General features: G+C 69.2%; 18 protein-coding genes. 9 read left to right on the plus strand and 9 right to left on the minus strand.

The window, feature by feature from the left end; genetic code table 11:
- The first annotated feature begins 492 nt into the window (after positions 1–492).
- The 6 genes from OG299_RS33210 to OG299_RS33235 all read left to right on the plus strand — a co-directional run bounded on the left by OG299_RS33210 (position 493) and on the right by OG299_RS33235 (position 6,104).
- A complete protein-coding gene (locus OG299_RS33210; protein WP_327363470.1) occupies positions 493–1,479 on the plus strand; it encodes a helix-turn-helix domain-containing protein in 987 nt (328 codons plus the stop codon).
- 381 nt (positions 1,480–1,860) lie between these two features.
- Positions 1,861–2,055 carry a maleylpyruvate isomerase N-terminal domain-containing protein gene (locus OG299_RS33215; RefSeq protein WP_327363471.1) on the plus strand — a complete coding sequence of 65 codons (195 nt, stop codon included), beginning with the start codon at positions 1,861–1,863 and terminating at the stop codon, positions 2,053–2,055.
- A 564-nt stretch (positions 2,056–2,619) separates the two neighbouring features.
- The gene (locus OG299_RS42835) at positions 2,620–3,525 is read left to right on the plus strand and encodes an FAD-dependent monooxygenase (RefSeq protein ID WP_442817549.1); all 906 of its coding nucleotides are present in this window, start codon (positions 2,620–2,622) and stop codon (positions 3,523–3,525) included.
- Between the two features lie 34 nt (positions 3,526–3,559).
- Entirely contained in the window at positions 3,560–4,123 is a 564-nt protein-coding gene (locus tag OG299_RS33225; protein ID WP_327363472.1) for a carboxymuconolactone decarboxylase family protein, read from the plus strand.
- Positions 4,124–4,157: 34 nt separating this feature from the next.
- Complete coding sequence (locus tag OG299_RS33230; RefSeq protein ID WP_327363473.1) at positions 4,158–5,138, plus strand: aldo/keto reductase; 981 nt, start codon at positions 4,158–4,160, stop codon at positions 5,136–5,138.
- 120 nt (positions 5,139–5,258) lie between these two features.
- Complete coding sequence (locus OG299_RS33235) at positions 5,259–6,104, plus strand: 3-oxoacyl-ACP synthase III family protein (RefSeq protein ID WP_327363474.1); 846 nt, start codon at positions 5,259–5,261, stop codon at positions 6,102–6,104.
- A gap of 64 nt (positions 6,105–6,168) precedes the next feature.
- Here OG299_RS33235 and OG299_RS33240 read toward each other — a convergent pair whose 3' ends face one another.
- The 5 genes from OG299_RS33240 to OG299_RS33260 all read right to left on the minus strand — a co-directional run bounded on the left by OG299_RS33240 (position 6,169) and on the right by OG299_RS33260 (position 11,292).
- Positions 6,169–7,029, minus strand: a complete 861-nt coding sequence (locus OG299_RS33240; protein WP_442817550.1) for a helix-turn-helix transcriptional regulator — start codon at positions 7,027–7,029, stop codon at positions 6,169–6,171.
- A 132-nt stretch (positions 7,030–7,161) separates the two neighbouring features.
- Positions 7,162–8,601 carry an MFS transporter gene (locus OG299_RS33245; protein WP_327363476.1) on the minus strand — a complete coding sequence of 480 codons (1,440 nt, stop codon included), beginning with the start codon at positions 8,599–8,601 and terminating at the stop codon, positions 7,162–7,164.
- 152 nt (positions 8,602–8,753) lie between these two features.
- Positions 8,754–9,839, minus strand: a complete 1,086-nt coding sequence (locus OG299_RS33250; RefSeq protein ID WP_327363477.1) for an IS110 family RNA-guided transposase — start codon at positions 9,837–9,839, stop codon at positions 8,754–8,756.
- A 226-nt stretch (positions 9,840–10,065) separates the two neighbouring features.
- Positions 10,066–10,971, minus strand: coding sequence for an IS3 family transposase (locus OG299_RS33255; RefSeq protein WP_327363478.1), 906 nt, complete (start codon positions 10,969–10,971; stop codon positions 10,066–10,068).
- Positions 10,972–10,983: 12 nt separating this feature from the next.
- Positions 10,984–11,292, minus strand: coding sequence for a transposase (locus OG299_RS33260; protein ID WP_327363479.1), 309 nt, complete (start codon positions 11,290–11,292; stop codon positions 10,984–10,986).
- Positions 11,293–11,382: 90 nt separating this feature from the next.
- On the opposite strand from OG299_RS33260, the gene OG299_RS33265 reads away from it, so the two are divergent.
- Positions 11,383–12,771: a tyrosine-type recombinase/integrase gene (locus OG299_RS33265; RefSeq protein WP_327363480.1), complete on the plus strand. Its 1,389-nt coding sequence runs from the start codon at positions 11,383–11,385 to the stop codon at positions 12,769–12,771.
- Positions 12,772–12,942: 171 nt separating this feature from the next.
- Here OG299_RS33265 and exaC read toward each other — a convergent pair whose 3' ends face one another.
- Both exaC and OG299_RS33275 read right to left on the minus strand, forming a co-directional pair.
- A complete protein-coding gene (exaC, locus tag OG299_RS33270; protein ID WP_327363481.1) occupies positions 12,943–14,466 on the minus strand; it encodes an acetaldehyde dehydrogenase ExaC in 1,524 nt (507 codons plus the stop codon).
- 54 nt (positions 14,467–14,520) lie between these two features.
- Positions 14,521–15,897: a GAF domain-containing protein gene (locus tag OG299_RS33275; protein ID WP_327363482.1), complete on the minus strand. Its 1,377-nt coding sequence runs from the start codon at positions 15,895–15,897 to the stop codon at positions 14,521–14,523.
- Positions 15,898–16,167: 270 nt separating this feature from the next.
- Here OG299_RS33275 and OG299_RS33280 point away from each other — a divergent pair, with 270 nt between their 5' ends.
- Complete coding sequence (locus tag OG299_RS33280; RefSeq protein WP_099895952.1) at positions 16,168–16,350, plus strand: tail-anchor membrane protein; 183 nt, start codon at positions 16,168–16,170, stop codon at positions 16,348–16,350.
- Positions 16,351–16,360: 10 nt separating this feature from the next.
- Here the strand turns inward: OG299_RS33280 and OG299_RS33285 are convergent, their stop codons facing one another.
- Together OG299_RS33285 and OG299_RS33290 are read right to left on the minus strand one after the other, a co-directional pair.
- Positions 16,361–16,816, minus strand: a complete 456-nt coding sequence (locus OG299_RS33285) for an SAM-dependent methyltransferase (RefSeq protein WP_327364639.1) — start codon at positions 16,814–16,816, stop codon at positions 16,361–16,363.
- Between the two features lie 22 nt (positions 16,817–16,838).
- Positions 16,839–17,633 carry a hypothetical protein gene (locus OG299_RS33290; RefSeq protein ID WP_266631652.1) on the minus strand — a complete coding sequence of 265 codons (795 nt, stop codon included), beginning with the start codon at positions 17,631–17,633 and terminating at the stop codon, positions 16,839–16,841.
- 135 nt (positions 17,634–17,768) lie between these two features.
- On the opposite strand from OG299_RS33290, the gene OG299_RS33295 reads away from it, so the two are divergent.
- Positions 17,769–18,683, plus strand: a complete 915-nt coding sequence (locus OG299_RS33295; RefSeq protein WP_266631654.1) for an oxygenase MpaB family protein — start codon at positions 17,769–17,771, stop codon at positions 18,681–18,683.
- Positions 18,684–18,694 lie beyond the last annotated feature (11 nt).

Here is an 18,694-nt window from a genome sequence, read left to right on the forward strand (position 1 = left end):
CCCACCCGGGCAACTACGAGGTCGCGCTCACGGTCCGTTCCGTCGACACCGGGGCTGTGCACTACGAACTCGGTGCCTCCGGGGCAGCACCTGCCTGGGCGTGGCCGACGCCATCGGCCCACACGGCGAACTGCGCGCCGGCCACTAACCGTTACCTCCGGCGAAAGGTCCGACCGAGGCGGCGAAGACGTCCCCGGCACGAGCCCATGAGGGAGGACCGAGCGCGAGGGCGACCCCTGACGATCAGGCTGCGACCTGATCGTCAGGGGTCGCGTCGTTCATCTCGCCGAATCAGAAGCATCAGCTCTGCCTCCCGGGCCGCTGCAATGCGAGCCGTCTATAGGAAGATTGGCACGGTGTCCACATGGGTCATGGCGGCGTCCTGCGGAACACGACCACCACAGGACGGCGTTGAAGCAATGAAGACGAGAGGATCGCAGAGGGATGCACGGTACTGGAGCGGAGGTCGACGGCGCGCGCGGGGTGTTCGCGGTGGACTCGACCGCCCCGGATTCCGCACCGCGGGGACTCGACGTTTTCCGGCGCGGGTGGCAGACGCAGGTCGGCGACGATGTCTTCCAACTGCCGGCCTTCAGTCCGGACACGATCGGTGACTTCCGGGTCAAGGGCAACGTGGCCAAGGTGCATGGCGCGGCGATCGCCGATCTCCACGCCGCGTCGGCAACCCGGACCGCGGACGTCCCGGGCGGCGATCAGGACCTGGTTGCCATGTACGTCGTGCGGAGCGGCGCATGGACTCTGGGCGGCCCGTCCGGCTACGGCGACCAGACCGTGTCGGCCGGGCAGTTCCTCGTCCGGCACCTCGGGCGTCTGACGGCCTTCGAGACGACGGCGCACCTCACGGCGAAGTTCCTCGTCCTGCCCCCCGGCGAGCTCAAACCCCTGCTCGGGAACCGGGTCGTCACCGGGCCGGCGGACTCGGCCGAGGTGCGCTTGCTGACGGCCCTTGCAGACATGATCCACATGACCGTGGCCGACCTCGGCCCGGCCGGTGTGGCAGCTGCCCAAGGTACCCTGATCGAGCTGACCAAGGCGGTGGTGAAGGGCCGGTTCGACGACGTAGAGCCCCGGTTGGCTCCCGCGCTCACCCAGGCAGCCAAGGACCTCGCGGACCGTCGGCTCGCTGATCCCGAACTTTCTCCGGCGATGCTTGCGCGTGAACTCAACGTCTCCGTCCGCACGCTGCACCGGGCATTCGCCGCGGTGGGAGAGCAGGTGAGCACCTACATCCGCCACCGGCGACTGCATGAGGCCCGGCTCGCCCTTGTCTCGCCGTCAGGGCGCCTGAGCATTTCGGAACTCGCCGCACACTGGCAGTTCGCGGACGGCAGTCACTTCACCCGAGCCTTCAAGAAGCACTACGGTCAGACTCCCACCGAGTGCGCCCGCTCGACCGGACCGGCCTCGCTCTCGCCGAACCGGCACCCGCCGGGCCACGGGTCGGCCGATAGCGCGTGACCAGAGGTACGGCTGCAGTTCAGCGGATGCCGCCGACTCGTGTCCCAAGCAAGGCAGCGGGGCGCTGTGGGCGGCCTGGGCACCGGCTGGAGGCTCGACGACCTGCACCGCACGCGACCCGCCGACAACGAGGGCCGGGACGACTTGCCCGAACCGTCACGGCTTCGCCTGTGACTCCGACGGCTATCGCGTCACGGCTGCCAAGGGCAGCACAGTGCTCCGCACCTCGTCCTGGGACGTCAACGGAGCCCTGCCCACCATCGGCGCCGAGTACGACGCCAGAGGCCTTGAGTATCGTCACCTGGGGCAGCGTCATCAGAGGAAGGGCGCAGTCATGAACCCCGCCCAGCACGGAGCGGCCTTCGCAGCCGAGACCGCCGCATGCGTCGCCACGGTCACGGGAGCCGACCCTCCACCCCGCTGCCGACCTGCCCCGGCTGGACTCTCGGGGACCTCACGCGGCACGTCGGCAGCGAGCACCGGTGGTTCAGTGAACTGCTTCGCCGGCGCATCCAGCAGCCGCCGACCAGGTTCGCCCGCTCGGCCTTGAGCGATTTCCAACTTCTTGGTCCGTGACTGGTCCGGGGGAAGGTTCCGAAGTGGTCCGGAGGTCACGTATGGCTGCCGTTTGATTACCTTCTGCGCTTGGAGTCAATGTTGCCTGGAGAGGCAATGCCCGCTCCAGGCAACGGATTTCTGTTCTCTAGAAGAACCCGAGCTTCTTGGGGGAGTAACTGACCAAAACGTTCTTCGTCTGCTGGTGGTACTGCGTCTACACCCATGCTGCCCAGGGGAAACGATGGCTGGTGCGGCTCCTCGGCGGAGGCTGGTCCGGAAATGGTCCGGATCGGCGAGCCATGCCACTCGGTGTCGCCGATCACTCGCGGGGAGCGGCGTGAGAGACCATCGAGGAGGGCGAAGAGCCGGGGGGAGTGCCGTCAGGCGGTGGCGGCCGGGCCCGGCTTCGGCCGACACCGTCTGGCATATTGGGCCCAGAGAGGGTGCTGGGCCGGCCAAGGCATATCGTCGCCTCACGCCCGTCGCAAGTCACGACTACGGCCTCGGCAACCGAAGCGGTGATGCCGGGCCCTCAAGCGCGACCTACAGGCTCGTGAGCTCCTGCCTCGCGATGCCGAATGCGTGCCCGGCGCGAGCGTGCCCGACGACTACCTGGGCGACACCCCCGACCGCGCCTTCTTCGAGACGCTGCTCGCCGAATGCGTCCCCGGGGCACGCAGGCTCGGCGAGATGAAGTTCAGCGGCGTCTTCACCGCGCACGTCCGCTCGGCGGGCACGTACGGCAGCGGTCGTGTCTTCCTCGCCGGCGACGCGGCGCACGCGATGAGCCCGTCCGGCGCGCAGGGCCTCAACACCGGCATCCAGGACGCGGTCAACCTGGGATGGAAGCTGGCCGGTGTGGTGCGGGGCGACTACCGCCCCGACCTGCTGGACAGCTACGACACCGAGCGCAGGCCGGCCGTCGACGCGGTCGCCGGCCTCTCCACCCGCCTGGCCCGGATCGGGCTGTACTCGGCCCGGCACCAGACCCTCGCCCGGGACGCCGTCTACCGGCTGGGCAGCACGACCCGGATGCTGGAGAAGGTGCTCGCGCCCAAGCTGGCCCAGCTCGACACCCACTACGGCGCTCGGCCGAAAATACGCTCCCTGGTGCCGGGCGAACGCCTGCCCCTCGGCTGGCGCGAGTCGAACGCGGCGCCGGTGCTGCGCGTCGACCGCTACACCGTGTTGCTCTGGCCGGGCCTGCGGTACCGGTACGAGCGCTGGATCGGGCTCGTCGAGCGGCTGCGTGAGCAGGTCACCGAGGCAGCCGTCTCCGATCTGGGCGGCCGCCCGCCAGGCCCGCTGCTGAGCAAACTCCCCCGCGAGGCACACGCCCTGATCATCCGGCCCGACGGCCACCTCGACAGCCTCGTCCCCCTGGACGACAACGCCCCCGCCGCCGCTGTCCGCAACGTCGGCCAGGCACTGGCCCGGCATGTGATCCCACACCCCGTCGCTTCGCAACGCGCCGGGCAGTCCGCCTAACACCTGTCCCGGAATCAACCCGAAGGAGCCAGCCATGAGTACCACCACCCCCCGTGTCACCCTCACCGAAGTCGCCGACATGACGCCCGAACAGCTTGCGGTGTACGAGAAGTTCCAGTCCAACCTGACCCGCGCACTGCTGCTGACCAAGAATTCGGCAGCCGCTCACCTCGCGCTCGGCGGCACCTTCACCGTCGGACTGCTGAGCCTGCTGGACCGCGAGGTGGTTGTGCTGCGCGTGGCCCGGCTGCGCGACAGCGAGTTCGAGCGTCTGCTGCACTACCCGCTCGCGAAGAAGGCCGGGCTGGACGACACCGGGATCAAGGCGATCGAGGACGGCCTCTACGACGAACTGCCGCCCGCCCGCGCCGCCCTGGTCCGCTACGTCACCGACTGCATGGTCGACCACAAGGCGAGCGAGGAGGCCTACTCCACCCTGCGCGCGTACTACTCGCAGAACGAGGTCGCTGAGATCACCCACCTCGCGGGGCACAGCGCCATGACCGCCATGTACCTCGCCAGCCTGGACATCCCGCTCGACGAGGGCATTGCCTCCTGGGGTCGGCTGACCGAGGTCCAGGACGAGGTCAAGAGCTGAACCCCGCACGCCGCCCGATCCGAGAGGAAGAACGTTGCACTACGCCCGGCTGGGCTCGTCCGGCCTGAAGGTGTCACGACTGGCGCTGGGATGCATGAGCTACGGCGAACCCGGACGTGGCACCCATCCCTGGTCGCTGCCCGAAGAGGAGAGCCTCCCGTTCATCGCCCAGGCGCTGGACCTGGGCATCAACTTCTTCGATACCGCGAACGTCTACTCGCTGGGCACGAGTGAGGAGTTCCTCGGCCGCGCGATACGGAAACTGACGCGCCGCGAGGACGTCGTCCTCGCCACCAAGGTGTACGAGAGAATGACCACCTCTTCCCTCTCCGGTGGATTGTCACGCTCGGCAATCATGCGCGAACTCGACGCAAGCCTGAGACGGTTGGACACCGACTACGTAGACCTTTACATCATCCACCGCTGGGACCACGAAACTCCGGTGGAAGAGACGATGGAGACGCTCCACGACGTGGTGCGCGCGGGCAAGGTCCGCTACATCGGAGCCTCGTCCATGCACACCTGGCAGTTCGTGAAGGCGCAGTACATCGCCGACCTGCACGGGTGGACACGGTTCGTGAGCATGCAGAACCACTACAACCTCGTCAACCGCGAGGAAGAGCGCGAGATGCTCCCGTACTGCCTCGCGGAGGGCGTCGGCGTCACCCCGTGGAGTCCGCTGGCCCGCGGAAGGCTCACCCGGGACTGGGACGCTGCCTCGCCCCGCACTGCGGGCGACCCGATACAGGAGCGTTTCTACGGACCGACCGAGCCGGCCGATCGCGCGGTTGCCCGGGTGGTCGCCGAGATCGCTGCCGAACGCGGCCTGCCCATGGCCCAGGTGGCCCTCGCCTGGGTGCTGCACCAGCCCGCGGTCACCGCGCCCGTCGTCGGTGCGACCAAGCCTCACCACCTCGAAGACGCGGCGGCTGCTCTCGACGTGGTGCTCGACGCCACCGAACTGGCTCGGCTCGAGGAGCCCTATACGCCGCACGCCGTCGTGGAATACGTCTGACAGGCAAGGGGAGGAATCGTGGGAATAGCTGACTTCGCCGTGGCGATGCCGAGCGGAAAGCTGAGTGTCAACGACGTAAGTCGGAAGTCCGGCTGCAGCGTTGAGAAGCTCGGGCAGATTTTGCCCTCGGGAAAGTTCTCGGTATTGGTCGAGGGCGAGAGTTCCTGGGGGCTGGGCCGGGAGGCTGCAGCCAGGCTCCTGGCCAGGAACCCGGTGCCGCTCGACGAGATCGGTCTCGTCCTGTACGCGGGCTCCAGCGAATGGGGTACGCCGTTCTGGTCGCCCGCAGCCAAGATCGCACTGGAGCTGGGGATCGAGCAGGCGCACTGCTTTGAGGTCTCGAACTTCTGCAACGCGGGCATGGTGGCCGTGAAGATGGCGGATGACCAGGTGCGGGCAGGCACACACAAGTACGCGCTGGTGATCATCGCGGACCGACTGAGCCAGCTCGTCGAGTACGGCACCGGGTACATCGAGCTGTTCAACTTCGCGGACGGCGCGGCCGCGGTCCTGGTCTCGGCCAACGCCGCGTACGAGGTGCTCGGCGCCGCCCATCACACCGACCCGCAGTGGGTGGACTCGTACTACGGCGAGATCAAGGAGGGCCAGGTCAAGGTCGAGCGGGGCGAGAAGCTCGACGGACTCGGCGAGGCGTTCCTTGACAACTTCACCACCCTGACCGGCAAGGTCCTCGCGGATATCGGACAGGAGACGGACGATGTGGCGTACTTCCTGGTTACGCATGGTAACCAGGACATTCACCGCAAGTACTTGTCCGCGCTGGGGGTGCCCGCCTCCCGCAGCGTCTTCCAGTACGACTTCGACGGTCACCTCGGGGGCGTGGACCCGTTCCTGGCCCTGGAGGAACTGGAGAGGGACGGCCGGATCGGCTCAGGCGACCTGGTGATCGTGGCGACGGCGGGATCCGGGTTCACCTGGGGGGTGACAGCGATCCGCCGGACGTAGTCGCCCATGCGGCACACGGAAGGCCCCCGGTCCGTACGGACCGGGGGCCTTGTGTCGTTGTCCTTCAGCTCCGGCGAACGGAGTTCAGGTCCACCGTCAGAAGCTGCAGGGCCGCCTCGTGCGGGGAGTCGGGCTCCGCGTGGTAGAGCTTCAGGATGTTGCCGTCCTGGAGGCCCGCGGACTGGTACATCAGCTCCAGCTCGCCCACCACCGGATGGTCGAAGAGCTTGGTGCCCTCGATGCAGTTCGCCACCCGCTGGCGGCACCAGAGTGCCGCGAACTCTTCATCCTGGATGGTCAGCTCGCCGATCAGCTCGGCAAGCCGCGGATCGTGTCGGTGATTTCCCGAGATGAATCGCAGATACGTCACGTTTGACTCCGACTCGGCGGCCCAGTCCGCGTACAGAGCCCGGACGTTCTCGTCGAGGAAGTTCATTTTGATGATGTTGGGGCGCTGTTCGACATCCTGGGGGACGCCGAATTCGAGGTGCGGTGCGAACAGTTGGTGGTACAGGGGGTTCCAGGCCAGGATGTCGCAACGGTAGTTCAGCACGGCTGCCGCCACACTGCCGAGTGATGACATCAGCATCCTGGTGCTGAAGCTGAGTTGGTCGTCATCGGGCGTTTGCCGCTGCGGGTTCTGCACCGCTGTGCCGATCTTGAGCAGGTAGTCCTGCTCGTCGCGGCCGAGATCCAGTGCGCGGGCGATGGAGAGTAGGACCTGCGGGGACGCGTGGGCGGTCTGTGACTGTTCAAGCCGGGTGTAGTAGGTCTGGCTCACACCAGCCAGCGCGGCCACTTCTTCGCGGCGCAGTCCAGGAACGCGGCGGGAGTTGCTGGTGCGCAGCCCCATCTGCTCCGGTCGGACACGCTCGCGCATTTGGCGCAGATAGCTACCGAGGTCCGTGTTCATGATCTGTTCCACCCTTCTCATTATGAAGTGCCGAACGGCATCGGCAATATCGCCTTGGACCGCGGTGACCTACGCCACAACGGCCGGGAGGGCGGTGCGGACCGCTCTCCCGGCCGTGGCTGCCGCCACATCGGCTCTACGCGGTCACTGCGGACTGCTGAACTTGCTGCGCAGCACCAGCCACAGGAGCAGGCCGACGGCGAGCTGCGAGACACCGGCCACGCCGATGGCCACGTGGATGCCGGTGAGCTCCTTGGCGGTGGTCGCGGTGCCCTGCCCGACGACGGTGGCGAACGCCGCGCTCACCAGCGGAATGCCGATCGCGATACCGACCTGCTGGCTCTGTGTGGCCATCCCGGTCGCCATGCCCTGTTCGTCGGCATCGACGGACGAGGTGGCGATGACCATGAAGCACAGGGCCGCCATCATGGAGAAGAACGCGTTCACGAATTGGGTGATGATCAGCGGGATCAGCCAGCGTGAGTCCGCGGTCGCCCACAGCGCGGGCAGCATGAACGCGCCCTGGAGGGCCAGGGAGACGCCGAGCATCGTGCGCGGCGAGACGCGCTGGAGGAGGCGCGGACCGACGACGCCGGCGATGATCTGGCCCATTCCGATCCCGAGCAGCACCAGGCCGGCAACCAGGGACGACAGGCCGAGCACGTTCTGGACGTACAGACCGGTGAAGAAGATCAGTGCGGTCTCGCCGCCGAAGATGAACAGGGCGGCTACGTTGCCGAAGGCGATGTCGGGCTTCCTCAGGACCTTCACCGGGACCAGGGCATCGACGGTACGGCTCTCCACGGTCCAGAAGACGCTGAGCAGGACGGCGGCGGCGATCAGCGCGACGCCGGCCGTCAGGTCCAAGCCCTGCTCGCCGACGCGGGTGACGCCGTAGATCCCGGCGAACAGGCCCAGGGTGATCAGCAGCGCGCCCGGCAGGTCGATGCGGCTGCGCTGCGCAGCCCGGCTCTCGTCGACGACGAGCGGCACGACGGCGATCGCCGCGATGGCCACGGGGATGTTGATGAAGAAGGCCCAGCGCCAGGAGAGCACATCCGTGAGGACACCGCCGAGGATCGCGCCGACGCTGAAACCGGAGCTCATCATCACGCTGTTGAGGCCGAGCGCCCGGGTCCGCAGAGAGGGCTCGGCGAAGGCCGTGGTGAGCAGGGCGAGCGCCGCGGGCGTGACAGCCGCAGTGGCCAGACCCTGGAGTGTACGGGCGACCAGCAGCATCGCGGCCGAGTCGGCGATGCCTCCGACGAGAGAGGAAACGGCCAGGACGACCATTCCCGCGGTGAAGATGCGCCGGCGCCCCACGTAGTCGCCGACGCGGCCGAAGACGAGGGTGCATCCGGCGGCGCACAGGGCGAACGTCGTGGTGATCCACTGCAGGCTCCCCGTCGAGAACCCGAGGGACACGCCGACCTCGGGCAGCGCGACGTTGAGCACGGAGAAGTCTGCGGCCATCATGAACTGCGAAGCCAGGAGCACCATCAGGGCGGCGACTTGGCGTCCGGTCATGCGGACACCGGTCGGCGGCGCGGATGCGGCGGTCGTGGAGGTATCGGCGGTTGTCATGCCCCCAGCCTCGGCCGTCCGCCCCGCCCCAGCCAGATCCCTTTTGACAGCACTCCTGCGGAGACTGTCACTGGCAGTGCCACCTTCGTCCGCGGGCCGTGGCCGTCACCAAGAGCAGCCGCCGCTCAAGGCGAGGGATGCTCCTATAGACGTCAAGCCGCAGGAGCAAGGTCGGTTTGAGTGATTCGTCCTGTTGGTGTGGTGGTCAGAGCCCGGTAGACCTCACGGGCGACGAATCGCTTGAGGCAGCGCGTGATGTCCTTCTTCGACAGTCCTTCCTTGGTGCGGCGTTCGACGTAGGCGCGGGTGCGCTCGTCGTAGCGCATGCGGACCAGCACGATGGTGTGAAGGGCGTTGTTCGCGGCTCGGTCTCCGCCGCGATTGAGGCGGTGGCGGTGAGTGCGGCCGGACGACGCGGGGATCGGGGCGACTCCGGTCAGGTGCGCGAACGCACCCTCGGACCGCATCCGTTCGGGGTTGTCCCCGGCCGAGGCCAGAAGCTGGCCGGCAGTCTCGGGGCCGACGCCGAACAGCGCGAGCAGTTCCGGGGCGGCCTGCTTGACCAAAGGCGCGATTTCCGCGTCGAGCCCGGCGATCTCGTCGTGCATCACCTGGTGACGGCGGGCCAGGCGCCGCAGAGACGCCTTCGTCGCGGCCAGCGGCCTCGACAGGTCTTCACCCGACCGCAGCCGGGCGAGCGTGCGTATCAGTACGGCCCGGTCCAGCCCCGCGACCTGCTCACGCAGCAGCGCCGGAGCGGACACCAGCAGGCCGCGGATCTGGTTCATCGCCTGGGTGCGGGCCTTGACCGCACTGCGGCGGACGATCCGCAGCACCCTCACGGCCTCGACCACGCCGTCCCTGCTCTTCGGGATGCCGGTGGCCCGGCCGGATGCCACAGCCATCGCGGCGGCGTAGGCGTCGATCGGATCGGACTTGCCCTTCATCCGGCGTGTCTTGCGGTCCGGGCGGTCCACGTCGACGACCGTGACCCCGGCCGCGGTCAGTACACGGGCGAGTTCGGCTCCGTAGGCACCTGTGCCTTCCACCCCGACCGCGACCGGCGTGCCGTGCGAGCGCATCCAGTCCAGCAGGTCCCGGTAGCCGCGGACCGTGGCCGGGAACTCCTGGTCGGCCAGGTGCCGGCCCATCCGGTCGATCACAGCCGCGTGGTGGGTCAGACCGTGGGTGTCGACACCGCCGGTGATCTCCCGGGCATCGTGCGTCATGCTGGTCATGTCCGTCCTTGCTGCTTGTCCGAGCCGAGGGCGGCACGCGCCGGTCGGGCGGGTGGACAAGACAGTGACGGGGCCTCTGGCCAGGCTCCTATGAGGTCACAGCCGCTCGTCCGGCCGCGTGCGTGATGACGCCGCTGGTGGGCCGACAAATCCCAGACAGGACAGTCTGAACGTCAGTCAGTCCAAGGGTCAGACTGAGGTTCCCCCGGTGCGCGGGAGGTGCTGATCAGCTGGTCAGGGCGGGTTGACGTGGTTTCAGGTTCGTTCGTTCGGCCGTTGCCTGGTCGGCGTAGTGCTTTTCCTCGAACTCGATGGGGCTGAGGTAGCCGAGCCGTTTCTGGATGCGGCGGGAGTTGTAGAAGCCGTCGATGTACTCGAAGAGTGCGAGGTTCGCTTCGGCCCGGGTGGCGAAGGTGCGGCCGCGGATGCACTCGGTCTTGATCAGCATCCACAGGTTCTCCGCGAGGGCATTGTCGAACGAGTCGCCGACCGAGCCCATGGATGCCTGGATCCCGGCCCTGACCAGGCGTGTTGTGAGCTTTACGGAGGTGTATTGGCAGCCGTGGTCCGCATGGTGAATGAGCTCGCCGGGGGTGGCTTCGCGGCTGGCCAGGGCGTACTCCAGTGTGGTCAGGACCAGGTCCGCGTCCGCGCGGGCGGAGGTTTCCCAGGCCACGACCCGGCGGGAGAACGCGTCGCGGATCGCGGAGAGCCACAGCGGGCCCTCCAGCGTCGTGATCATGGTCAGGTCGGTGACCCACAGCCGGTTCGGCCCGCTCGCGGTGAACTCGCGTCGCACCAGGTCAGGGGCGAGATCGGCGTCTGGGTCACGTCGGGTGAAGCCCTTGCTCCGGCGAGGGCTGATCCCAGCCAGGCCTGCCTGCCGCATGAGCCGTTCGACCCGTTTGCGGCCGACGCGAGTGCCCTCGCGTCTGAGGACGGCGTGCACGCGGAGTGAGCCGTAGACCCCGCCGGACTCGTCGTGGACCTGACGGATCATGCTGGTCAGCTCGGCGTCCCGGCGGTGCCGTTCGCACGGCTCGGTCTCGGCCTGGCGCCAACGGTAGTAGGTGGTGGAGGGGATGTTCAGTTCCCGGTAGTACGGGCTCGACCCCCAGGTGCGGGTGCTCATCGAGGAGCGCGGTCACCTGGGCCGGGTCGGGTCGAGCTGGGCCGCGAAAAAAGCCGAGGCCGTCCGCAGGACCTCGTTCGCCCGCTTGAGCTGGACATTCTCCTTGCGTAGCGCCGCGAGCTCGGCGCGTTCGTCGGTGGTCAGCCGGTCGTCACGCTCGCCGGCGTCGGCCTCGGCCTGGCGGATCCAGCCGCGCAGGGCCTCCGGATGCACGCCGAGGTCGACAGCCAGTTTCTTGATCTGCGGCTTCGGATCGGCGGTGCGATACATCCGTACCGCGCGCTCACGCAACTCGAGCGCGTATTTCCTGGGGGCAGCCATGGTCGATGTTCCTCTCATGAGTCCCATCTGACCCTCTGTCACGACACCCCGCATCTCGGGGGAACCTCAGTGCGAAAGGGATACGCCCGAATGGCGATGAGCTACAAGGTCCGCTTCTGGGACATTCGCGAGCGGCCAAAGCGCCGCAAGCCATTCGAGGTGCGATGGACGGTGAACGGCCGCGAGCGGTCGGAGTCCTTCATCACCAAGGGGCTGGCTGAGAGCCGGCGCGCGAAGCTCATGACGGCTGCCCGAGATGGCGAGGCGTTCGATGAGCAAACAGGGCTGCCGGCGTCTGAGATGCGAGCCATCAGGCAACGGACGACCTGGTATGACATCGCCCATGCCTATATCGATGAGCGCTGGGACCGGACACCAGGTACTACCCGCCGCACCTTGGCTGACGCGCTGGCTACCATCACGCCCGCATTGGTGCGGCCAGGAGTCGCCTATCCCGAACCAAGAGTTCTCCGGCGCGCGTTGTATTCGTGGGCGTTCAACAAGAAGGCATGGGTGGGTGAGCCGCCGGACGAGTGGAAGCATGCCCTGGATTGGATAAAGCGGCATTCCCTCCCTGTCAGTGAGCTGCTGGAACCGGACACGGTGCGACGGGCGTTGGAGGCCCTCAGTCGCAAGATCGACGGCAAGCCCGCCGCAGCGAAGACTGCCGTGCGCAAGCGATCGGCCTTCAGCGAGGTCCTCGGAACCGCCGTCGATAAGGGGCATTTCACAGAGAATCCGCTCGCCAGGGTCAAGTGGAAGCCCCCGGCAGTCAGCGAAGAAGTCGATCCGGCGTGCGTGCCCAACCCGACGCAGGTGGCTCGGCTCCTGTCCGCGGTGGGTGGGCAGAAAGGGCGTGGCCCCCACCTGGAGGCGTTCTTCGGTTGTATGTACTACGCGGCGATGCGGCCGGCGGAGGTCATCCACCTTCAGCTCTCCCAATGCCACCTGCCGACGTCAGGTTGGGGCATGCTCAACCTGTCGGGCGGGGTTGTCGCGGCGGGCAAGGGGTGGGCGGATGACGGGTCGGTCCACGAGGTGCACTCACTGAAGCGGCGAGCTCTCAAGGCCACACGACCTGTGCCGATACCGCCGTCGTTCGTGAGCACGCTGCGTGAACACATCGACCGCTTCGGCGTGGCGCCAGACGGCCGCCTCTTCCGTAACGCAGCTGGGAACTATGTCGAGGCAGCGGCCTACGGAATCACGTGGGCGCGGGCGCGTAGGAAGGCCCTGGCAGACCATGAGCAGTCATCGTTGCTCGCCAAGAGACCCTATGACCTGCGCCATGCTGGCATCTCGTTCTGGCTGTACCCCGGCGTGGATCCGGCTGAATGCGCCCGTCGGGCCGGCCAGAGCATCCAAATGCTTTTCCAGTACTACGCCAAGTTCTTGGACGGCCTGCAGGAGCATTCCAACAGCCTCATCGAGGAATCGATGCAGGAGTGGAATCGACGCAGCGCGGAGGTTGCGGACTGATCCCGAATCTGGCCCGTGTATGGCCCGGGACAGCTGGTCAGGGGTGGGATACGGGTGGGAGGAACTGGGAGGAGCAGTACATTTCCAGCGCTGCCGTGGACGGTGCGCTCTAGGGATCGAAGAAGGCGCCTGCCGGGCAAAAGCCCAGGTCAGGCGCCTTCTTTTGTGGGCTTAGAAGAAGCCCAGCTTCTTCGGTGAGTAGGACACGAGGAGATTCTTCGTCTGCTGGTAGTGCTCCAGCATCATCTTGTGGGTCTCGCGGCCTATGCCCGACTGCTTGTAGCCGCCGAAGGCGGCGTGGGCCGGGTAGGCGTGGTAGCAGTTCGTCCAGACGCGGCCCGCCTGGATCGCGCGGCCCGCGCGGTACGCGGTGTTGATGTCGCGGGTCCAGACGCCGGCGCCGAGGCCGTACGCCGTGTCGTTGGCGATCCGGACGGCGTCGTCGAAGTCCTGGAAGGACGTCACCGATACGACCGGGCCGAAGATCTCCTCCTGGAAGATCCGCATCCGGTTGTCGCCCTCGAAGATGGTCGGCTCGACGTAGAAGCCGCCCGCCAGATCGCCGCCGTGCTCGATCCGCCCGCCACCGGTGAGGATCTTCGCGCCTTCCTGCCGGCCGATCTCCACGTACGAGAGGACCTTGCGCAGCTGCTCCTCGGAGGCCTGCGCGCCGATCATCGTTTCCGTGTCCAACGGGTGCCCCGGCACGATCAGTTCGGTGCGGGCCACGGCCGCGTCGAGGAAGTCCCCGTACCGGCCGCGCTCGATCAGCGCGCGGGAGGGGCTCGTGCACACCTCGCCCTGGTTCAGGGCGAACATGCTGAACCCCTCAAGGGCCTTGTCGCGCAGGTCGTCGTCGGTGGACCAGATGTCGTCGAAGAAGAGGTTGGGGCTCTTGCCGCCGAGTTCGAGGGTGACCGGCTTGAGGTGCTCCGCCGCGTACTGCATGATCAGCCGTCCCGTGGACGTCTCCCCGGTGAACGCGATCTTCGCCACGCGCGGGCTGGACGCCAGGGGCTTGCCCGCCTCCTCGCCGAAGCCGTTGACGATGTTCACCACGCCCGGTGGCAGCAGGTCGGCCACGAGGCTCAGCCAGTAGTGCACCGAGGCCGGGGTCTGCTCGGCCGGCTTCAGCACCACCGTGTTCCCCGCCGCCAGCGCCGGAGCCAGCTTCCACACCGCCATCAGGATCGGGAAGTTCCACGGGATGATCTGCCCGACCACGCCCAGCGGCTCGTGGAAGTGGTAGGCCACGGTGTCGTCGTCGAGCTGGCTGAGCGCGCCCTCCTGGGCGCGCAGCGCGCCCGCGAAATAGCGGAACTGGTCGATGGCCAGCGGCATGTCGGCGGCGAGGGTCTCGCGGATCGGCTTGCCGTTCTCCCAGGTCTCCGCGACCGCCAGGGCCTCCAGGTTCTGCTCCATCCTGTCCGCGATGCGCAGCAGAACGCTCGAGCGCTCGGTGACGGAGGTACGCCCCCAGGCGGGCGCGGCCGCGTGCGCCGCGTCGAGGGCCCGCTCCACGTCCTCGGCCGTGCCGCGCGCCACCTCGGTGAACGGCCGGCCGTTGACGGGGGAGGGGTTGGCGAAGTACCCGCCGAGGGCGGGCTCGACGTACTCGCCGCCGATGAAGTGGCCGTAGCGGGACGCGTACGACATGAGCGCGCCTTCGGTACCGGGCGCAGCGTAACGGGCCATGGTGTCCTCCCCTTGCCGGGCGCCGGCCGCCGTCGGACAGCGCTCGGGAGGAGGCTAGGAGCGGGCAGGTTGCGGATACGTTGCACGGCTCGGCCGCGCCGACTCCCGCCGGGCGGGGGGTGGTTCGGCGCCGGGTGCGGGTGCGGGTGCGGGTGCGGTGGCGGGGCCGGGTCCCCCGGTGCCGAGTTCGCTGTCGAGGGACCGTACGCGGGCCAGCGCCGCCGGGCGTCCCTCCGGCGGCAGCGTCGCGGCCAGCGCCCGCCACGCCGCCGGATCGTCCGCGCCCCACGGGGCGCACACCCAGTCCGTCAGCAGCCCCGTGTCCGCCCGGGCGATCACGGCGGCCCGGGCCTGGTCCTCGATCCGGCGCCGCAGCCGGACGATGCCCGGTGCGGTCGAGCCGGGGAGCAGCGGGCCCGCGTAGTGGTGGAGCGCCGCCGACACGGCGCCGGCCGCCAGGTGGCGGGTCACCACGGTGAAGTCCGCCTCCAGCGGCGCCGCCGTGCGGTAGGGCCGCGAGAGCGGGGCTCGGGCCCCCAACAGCCCGCGCAGCCTTGACATTTCGGCGCGCAGGGTCACCGGTGACACCGACTCGTCCTCGTACAGCGCGATCGCCAGCTCCTCGCCCGACAGCCCCTCGGGGTGGTGCGCGAGGAGCGCCATGATCTCGCTGTGCCGCCGGCCCAGCCGGATCCTCGCGCCGTCACCGCCGACCAGCAGTGCCTCGTCCCGGCCGAGGGCGCCGAAGGTGTCCCCGGCTGTCTGCGGGAACGGGTCCAGCAGCGCCAGCTGGGCCTCAGCGGCCCGGGCCACCGCCTGCACGAAGGCGAGGGAGTGCGGATGGGCCAGGCCGTCGCCGCCGGTGATGTCCACCGCGCCGAGCAGCCGGCCGGTACGGGGGTCGCGCACCGGGGCCGCCGCACACGTCCAGGGGTGGACCTGACGGCTGAAGTGCTCGGCCCCGAAGACCTGGACCGGCTCCCCGACGGCGACCGCCGTACCCGGTGCGTTGGTCCCCATCGCGGTCTCGGCCCAGCGCGCGCCCGGCACGAAGCCGAGCCCCTCCGCCCGGCGCAGCGTGGCCGCCTCGCCCTCCACCCACAGCAGGCTGCCCCGGGCGTCGCACACGGCCAGCAGATGGGCCCCGTGCGCCGCGAAGGCCCCCACGAGGTCCCGGAACACCGGCATCACCCGGGCCAGCGGGTGCTGCGCACGGTACGACCGCAGCTCCGCCTCCGCCAGCTCCACCCGGGGGGTGCACTCAGGGCCGACCCTGGCCCGGTTGCACCGCCGCCAGGAATTCGCGATCACCGCCCGGACCGGAGCCTCGACCAGCCCGTCCTGCGTGAACGCGGTGTGCGCCCGCCGCAGCACGCGCGTGCGCTCGGCGGGATCGGCCCCGCCCGGCAGCGCCACCGACGGATCGTCCATGTCACCCTCCCGTGGTGCCGCGGTCCCCGGAGCGCCCCCATCGTCGTCCCGACTCCGGCCCGCGACAAGCAGCAGGTCGGCCAGGCCGTGCCGAAACGCCGCCAGGCCCTGCCGGGCGGCCCGGGCCGGAGGCCCCGGCCGGGGCGGCCGGGCCCGTGGCGGCCCCGGCCGGGAGGCGTACGGCGTCTTCGTCCGGAGCGGGGCGGGAACGCGGCGGCGCGGTGGTGCGTTGAGGGGGTAGTGGTCGACGACAGCTGGAGGTGTCCGCAGATGTCCAAGCGCGGCAAGGTCGCGGTTGCCGGAGTCGCGGCAGCCATCGTGTTGTTCTGGACGGTCGGGTTCTGGGCAGGGCTGCTGGTCCTGATCGGGGTGCCGGCGGCCGCCTATCTGCTGCTGGACTCCTCCCAGCGGCGTCGTCTGCGGGGTATGTCCAGAAAGCAGCTCGGCCGCTGAGCGGGCGCGGTCAGTAGTAGTCGCGCATCAGGGTCGTCGCCCACTCCGGCTGGCGCACATCTCCGCGCGGGCCGAATTCGGCCAGGTACGGCTTCAGGTCGAGCACCGGGGTGCCGTCCACCGCGTCCAGGCCCTCCACGTGAACGTCCAGGCCGTCCACCTTCAGGATCCGGCAGCGGGAGACACCCAGCCGGTTCGGCCTGTTCTTGCCGCGCTGCGCGAAGATGCCGACCAGCGGCCAGTCCGGGTTGCCCCGGGGGTGCCGCGCGCCCGTCTCGACCTTCTCCACCGGGACGCGGTCGAAGTGGTAGACGACCTCGAGGTGCGAGAACTCCGCCAGCCCGTACAGGGCCTCCGGGCCGAACCGCCCGGCGTCCAGGCGGATCACGGCCGTCTCCCGCCCCCAGTCGTCGTCGACGACCTCCGCGCGGCCGCCCACCACCACGGCCACCGGCTCCGACTCCACCAGCACAGCGTCTCCCTCGGGTTCAGACCGGGCGTACGGCGATGCGGTCCAGCGCCGCCAGCAGCTCCGGCAGTTTCGGCAGAGCGAGATCGGGATCTCCGTCGCGGGGGACCGCGAGCACCTCGCCCGCCTCCTCGTCCAGCAGTACGAAGGCCGCGTCGTCGGTCCGGGCCACCAGCGACCACCCGGGCCCGTCCACGCGCAGGGTCCGCGCCCCCTCGCCCGCGAACGAGGACCGCACCCGCCCGGGCGGCGGCGGGCTCTGCGTGTACTCCACGGCCTCCTCGAGCGCCCGCGCGAGCCCGGGGTGCGCCGCGGCCGCCGCCCCACCGTCCGTCGCGACGCGCTCGCGCCAGTCGGACCACTCCCGAGCGATCTGGTCCGCGCCCATGCGCCGCTGCACCGGACCCCACGCCTCGGCGGACGGCGGCGCCAGCGGCACCCGCCCGGTGCCGTCGGCGCCCTGCTCCGGATCGTGCGGATCCGGGATCCCCGGCGTCGCCACCGACAGGTCCAGCGGCCAGCCCGCCAGCGAGACCACGATCGTCCGCTCGTCCGGCGACAGGTCGTACTCCATGCCGCAGTCCCAGGAGGCGATCGCCATGGCCACGAGCGAGACGTCGTCCACGACGACGGTCCAGCGCGCACCCTCCTCGTCCTGGCCGAGCACCAGCCCGTACCCCCGCGCCACCGGCTTCACGCCCAGCAGCGCGCAGGCCTCCGGGAAATCGTCGCCCAGGATGCTCGGGAACTGCGCAGGGGTCAGCAGCACGGCGGTCAGCACATAGAGCGAACCGCCCTCCTCCTCGTCGGACACGTGGCCTCCCGGTCGCTCTCTCGTCGGCGCACCCTAACCAGCGGGTAACCCCCGCGTCGAGAGCCTGCGGGCGACGATTTCCAAGCCCGCCACCTGCACGTAGAGTTGGGTCCCCGCCACAGAAAGGGACACTCGGTGCAGCGTTACGACCGGCTGAGGGAGATCCTCCGTCTCGACCCCGACAAGGACTTCCTCACCATCTACCGGCTCACCGCCACCTACGAGTTCCCCTGGGACTTCACCCGCGCGCTGGAGCTCGCGCTCTTCCGCACCTACGCCGTGCCCGGCATCGGCCGCCTGCTGGCCGAGACCGCCGAGTTCACCGACCGCCCGCAGAAACGCTACGACGACACCGCGCTGCTCCTCGACGCCGTCGTGGAGCACGGATTCGAGAGCGAGACGGCGCGCACCGCGATCCGCCGCGTCAACCAGATGCACCGCGTCTACGACATCGCCAACGAGGACATGCGCTACGTCCTGTGTACTTTCGTGGTGATTCCGGCGCGCTGGCTGGACGCGTACGGCTGGCGCCCGATGACCCACCACGAGCGCCGGGCCAGCGCGAACTACTACGCCGAACTCGGCCGACACATGGGCATCACGGACATCCCGGGCTCCTACGAGGAGTTCGAGGAGACCCTGAACGCCTACGAGGAGGCACACTTCGGCTGGGACGAGGGCGGCCGCAAGGTCGCCGACTCCACCATCGGCCTGATGGCCTCCTGGTACCCGGCGCCGCTCGCCCCCGCGGTGCGCGCGCTCAGCCTCTCCCTCCTCGACGAGCCGCTGCTGTCCGCCTTCCGCTACGAGAGCCCCCGCCCCCAGGTCAAGGCGCTGTTCCGGGGCGCCCTGAAGCTGCGCGGCCGCGCCGTCCGGCTGCTGCCGCCGCGCAAGGCCCCGCACTACGCCCGCCAGAACCCGGAGATCAAGGGGTACCCCCACGGCTACGACGTGGGCGAGCTCGGCACGTTTCCCGTGCCCGGCTCGGGGGGATGCCCCGTCCCTCATCCCCGCCGGCCGGCCGGAGCCGAGGCCCAGCCTCCGGCGTGATCCGGGGCACC

This window comes from Streptomyces sp. NBC_01296, assembly GCF_035984415.1.
Lineage (GTDB): Bacteria > Actinomycetota > Actinomycetes > Streptomycetales > Streptomycetaceae > Streptomyces.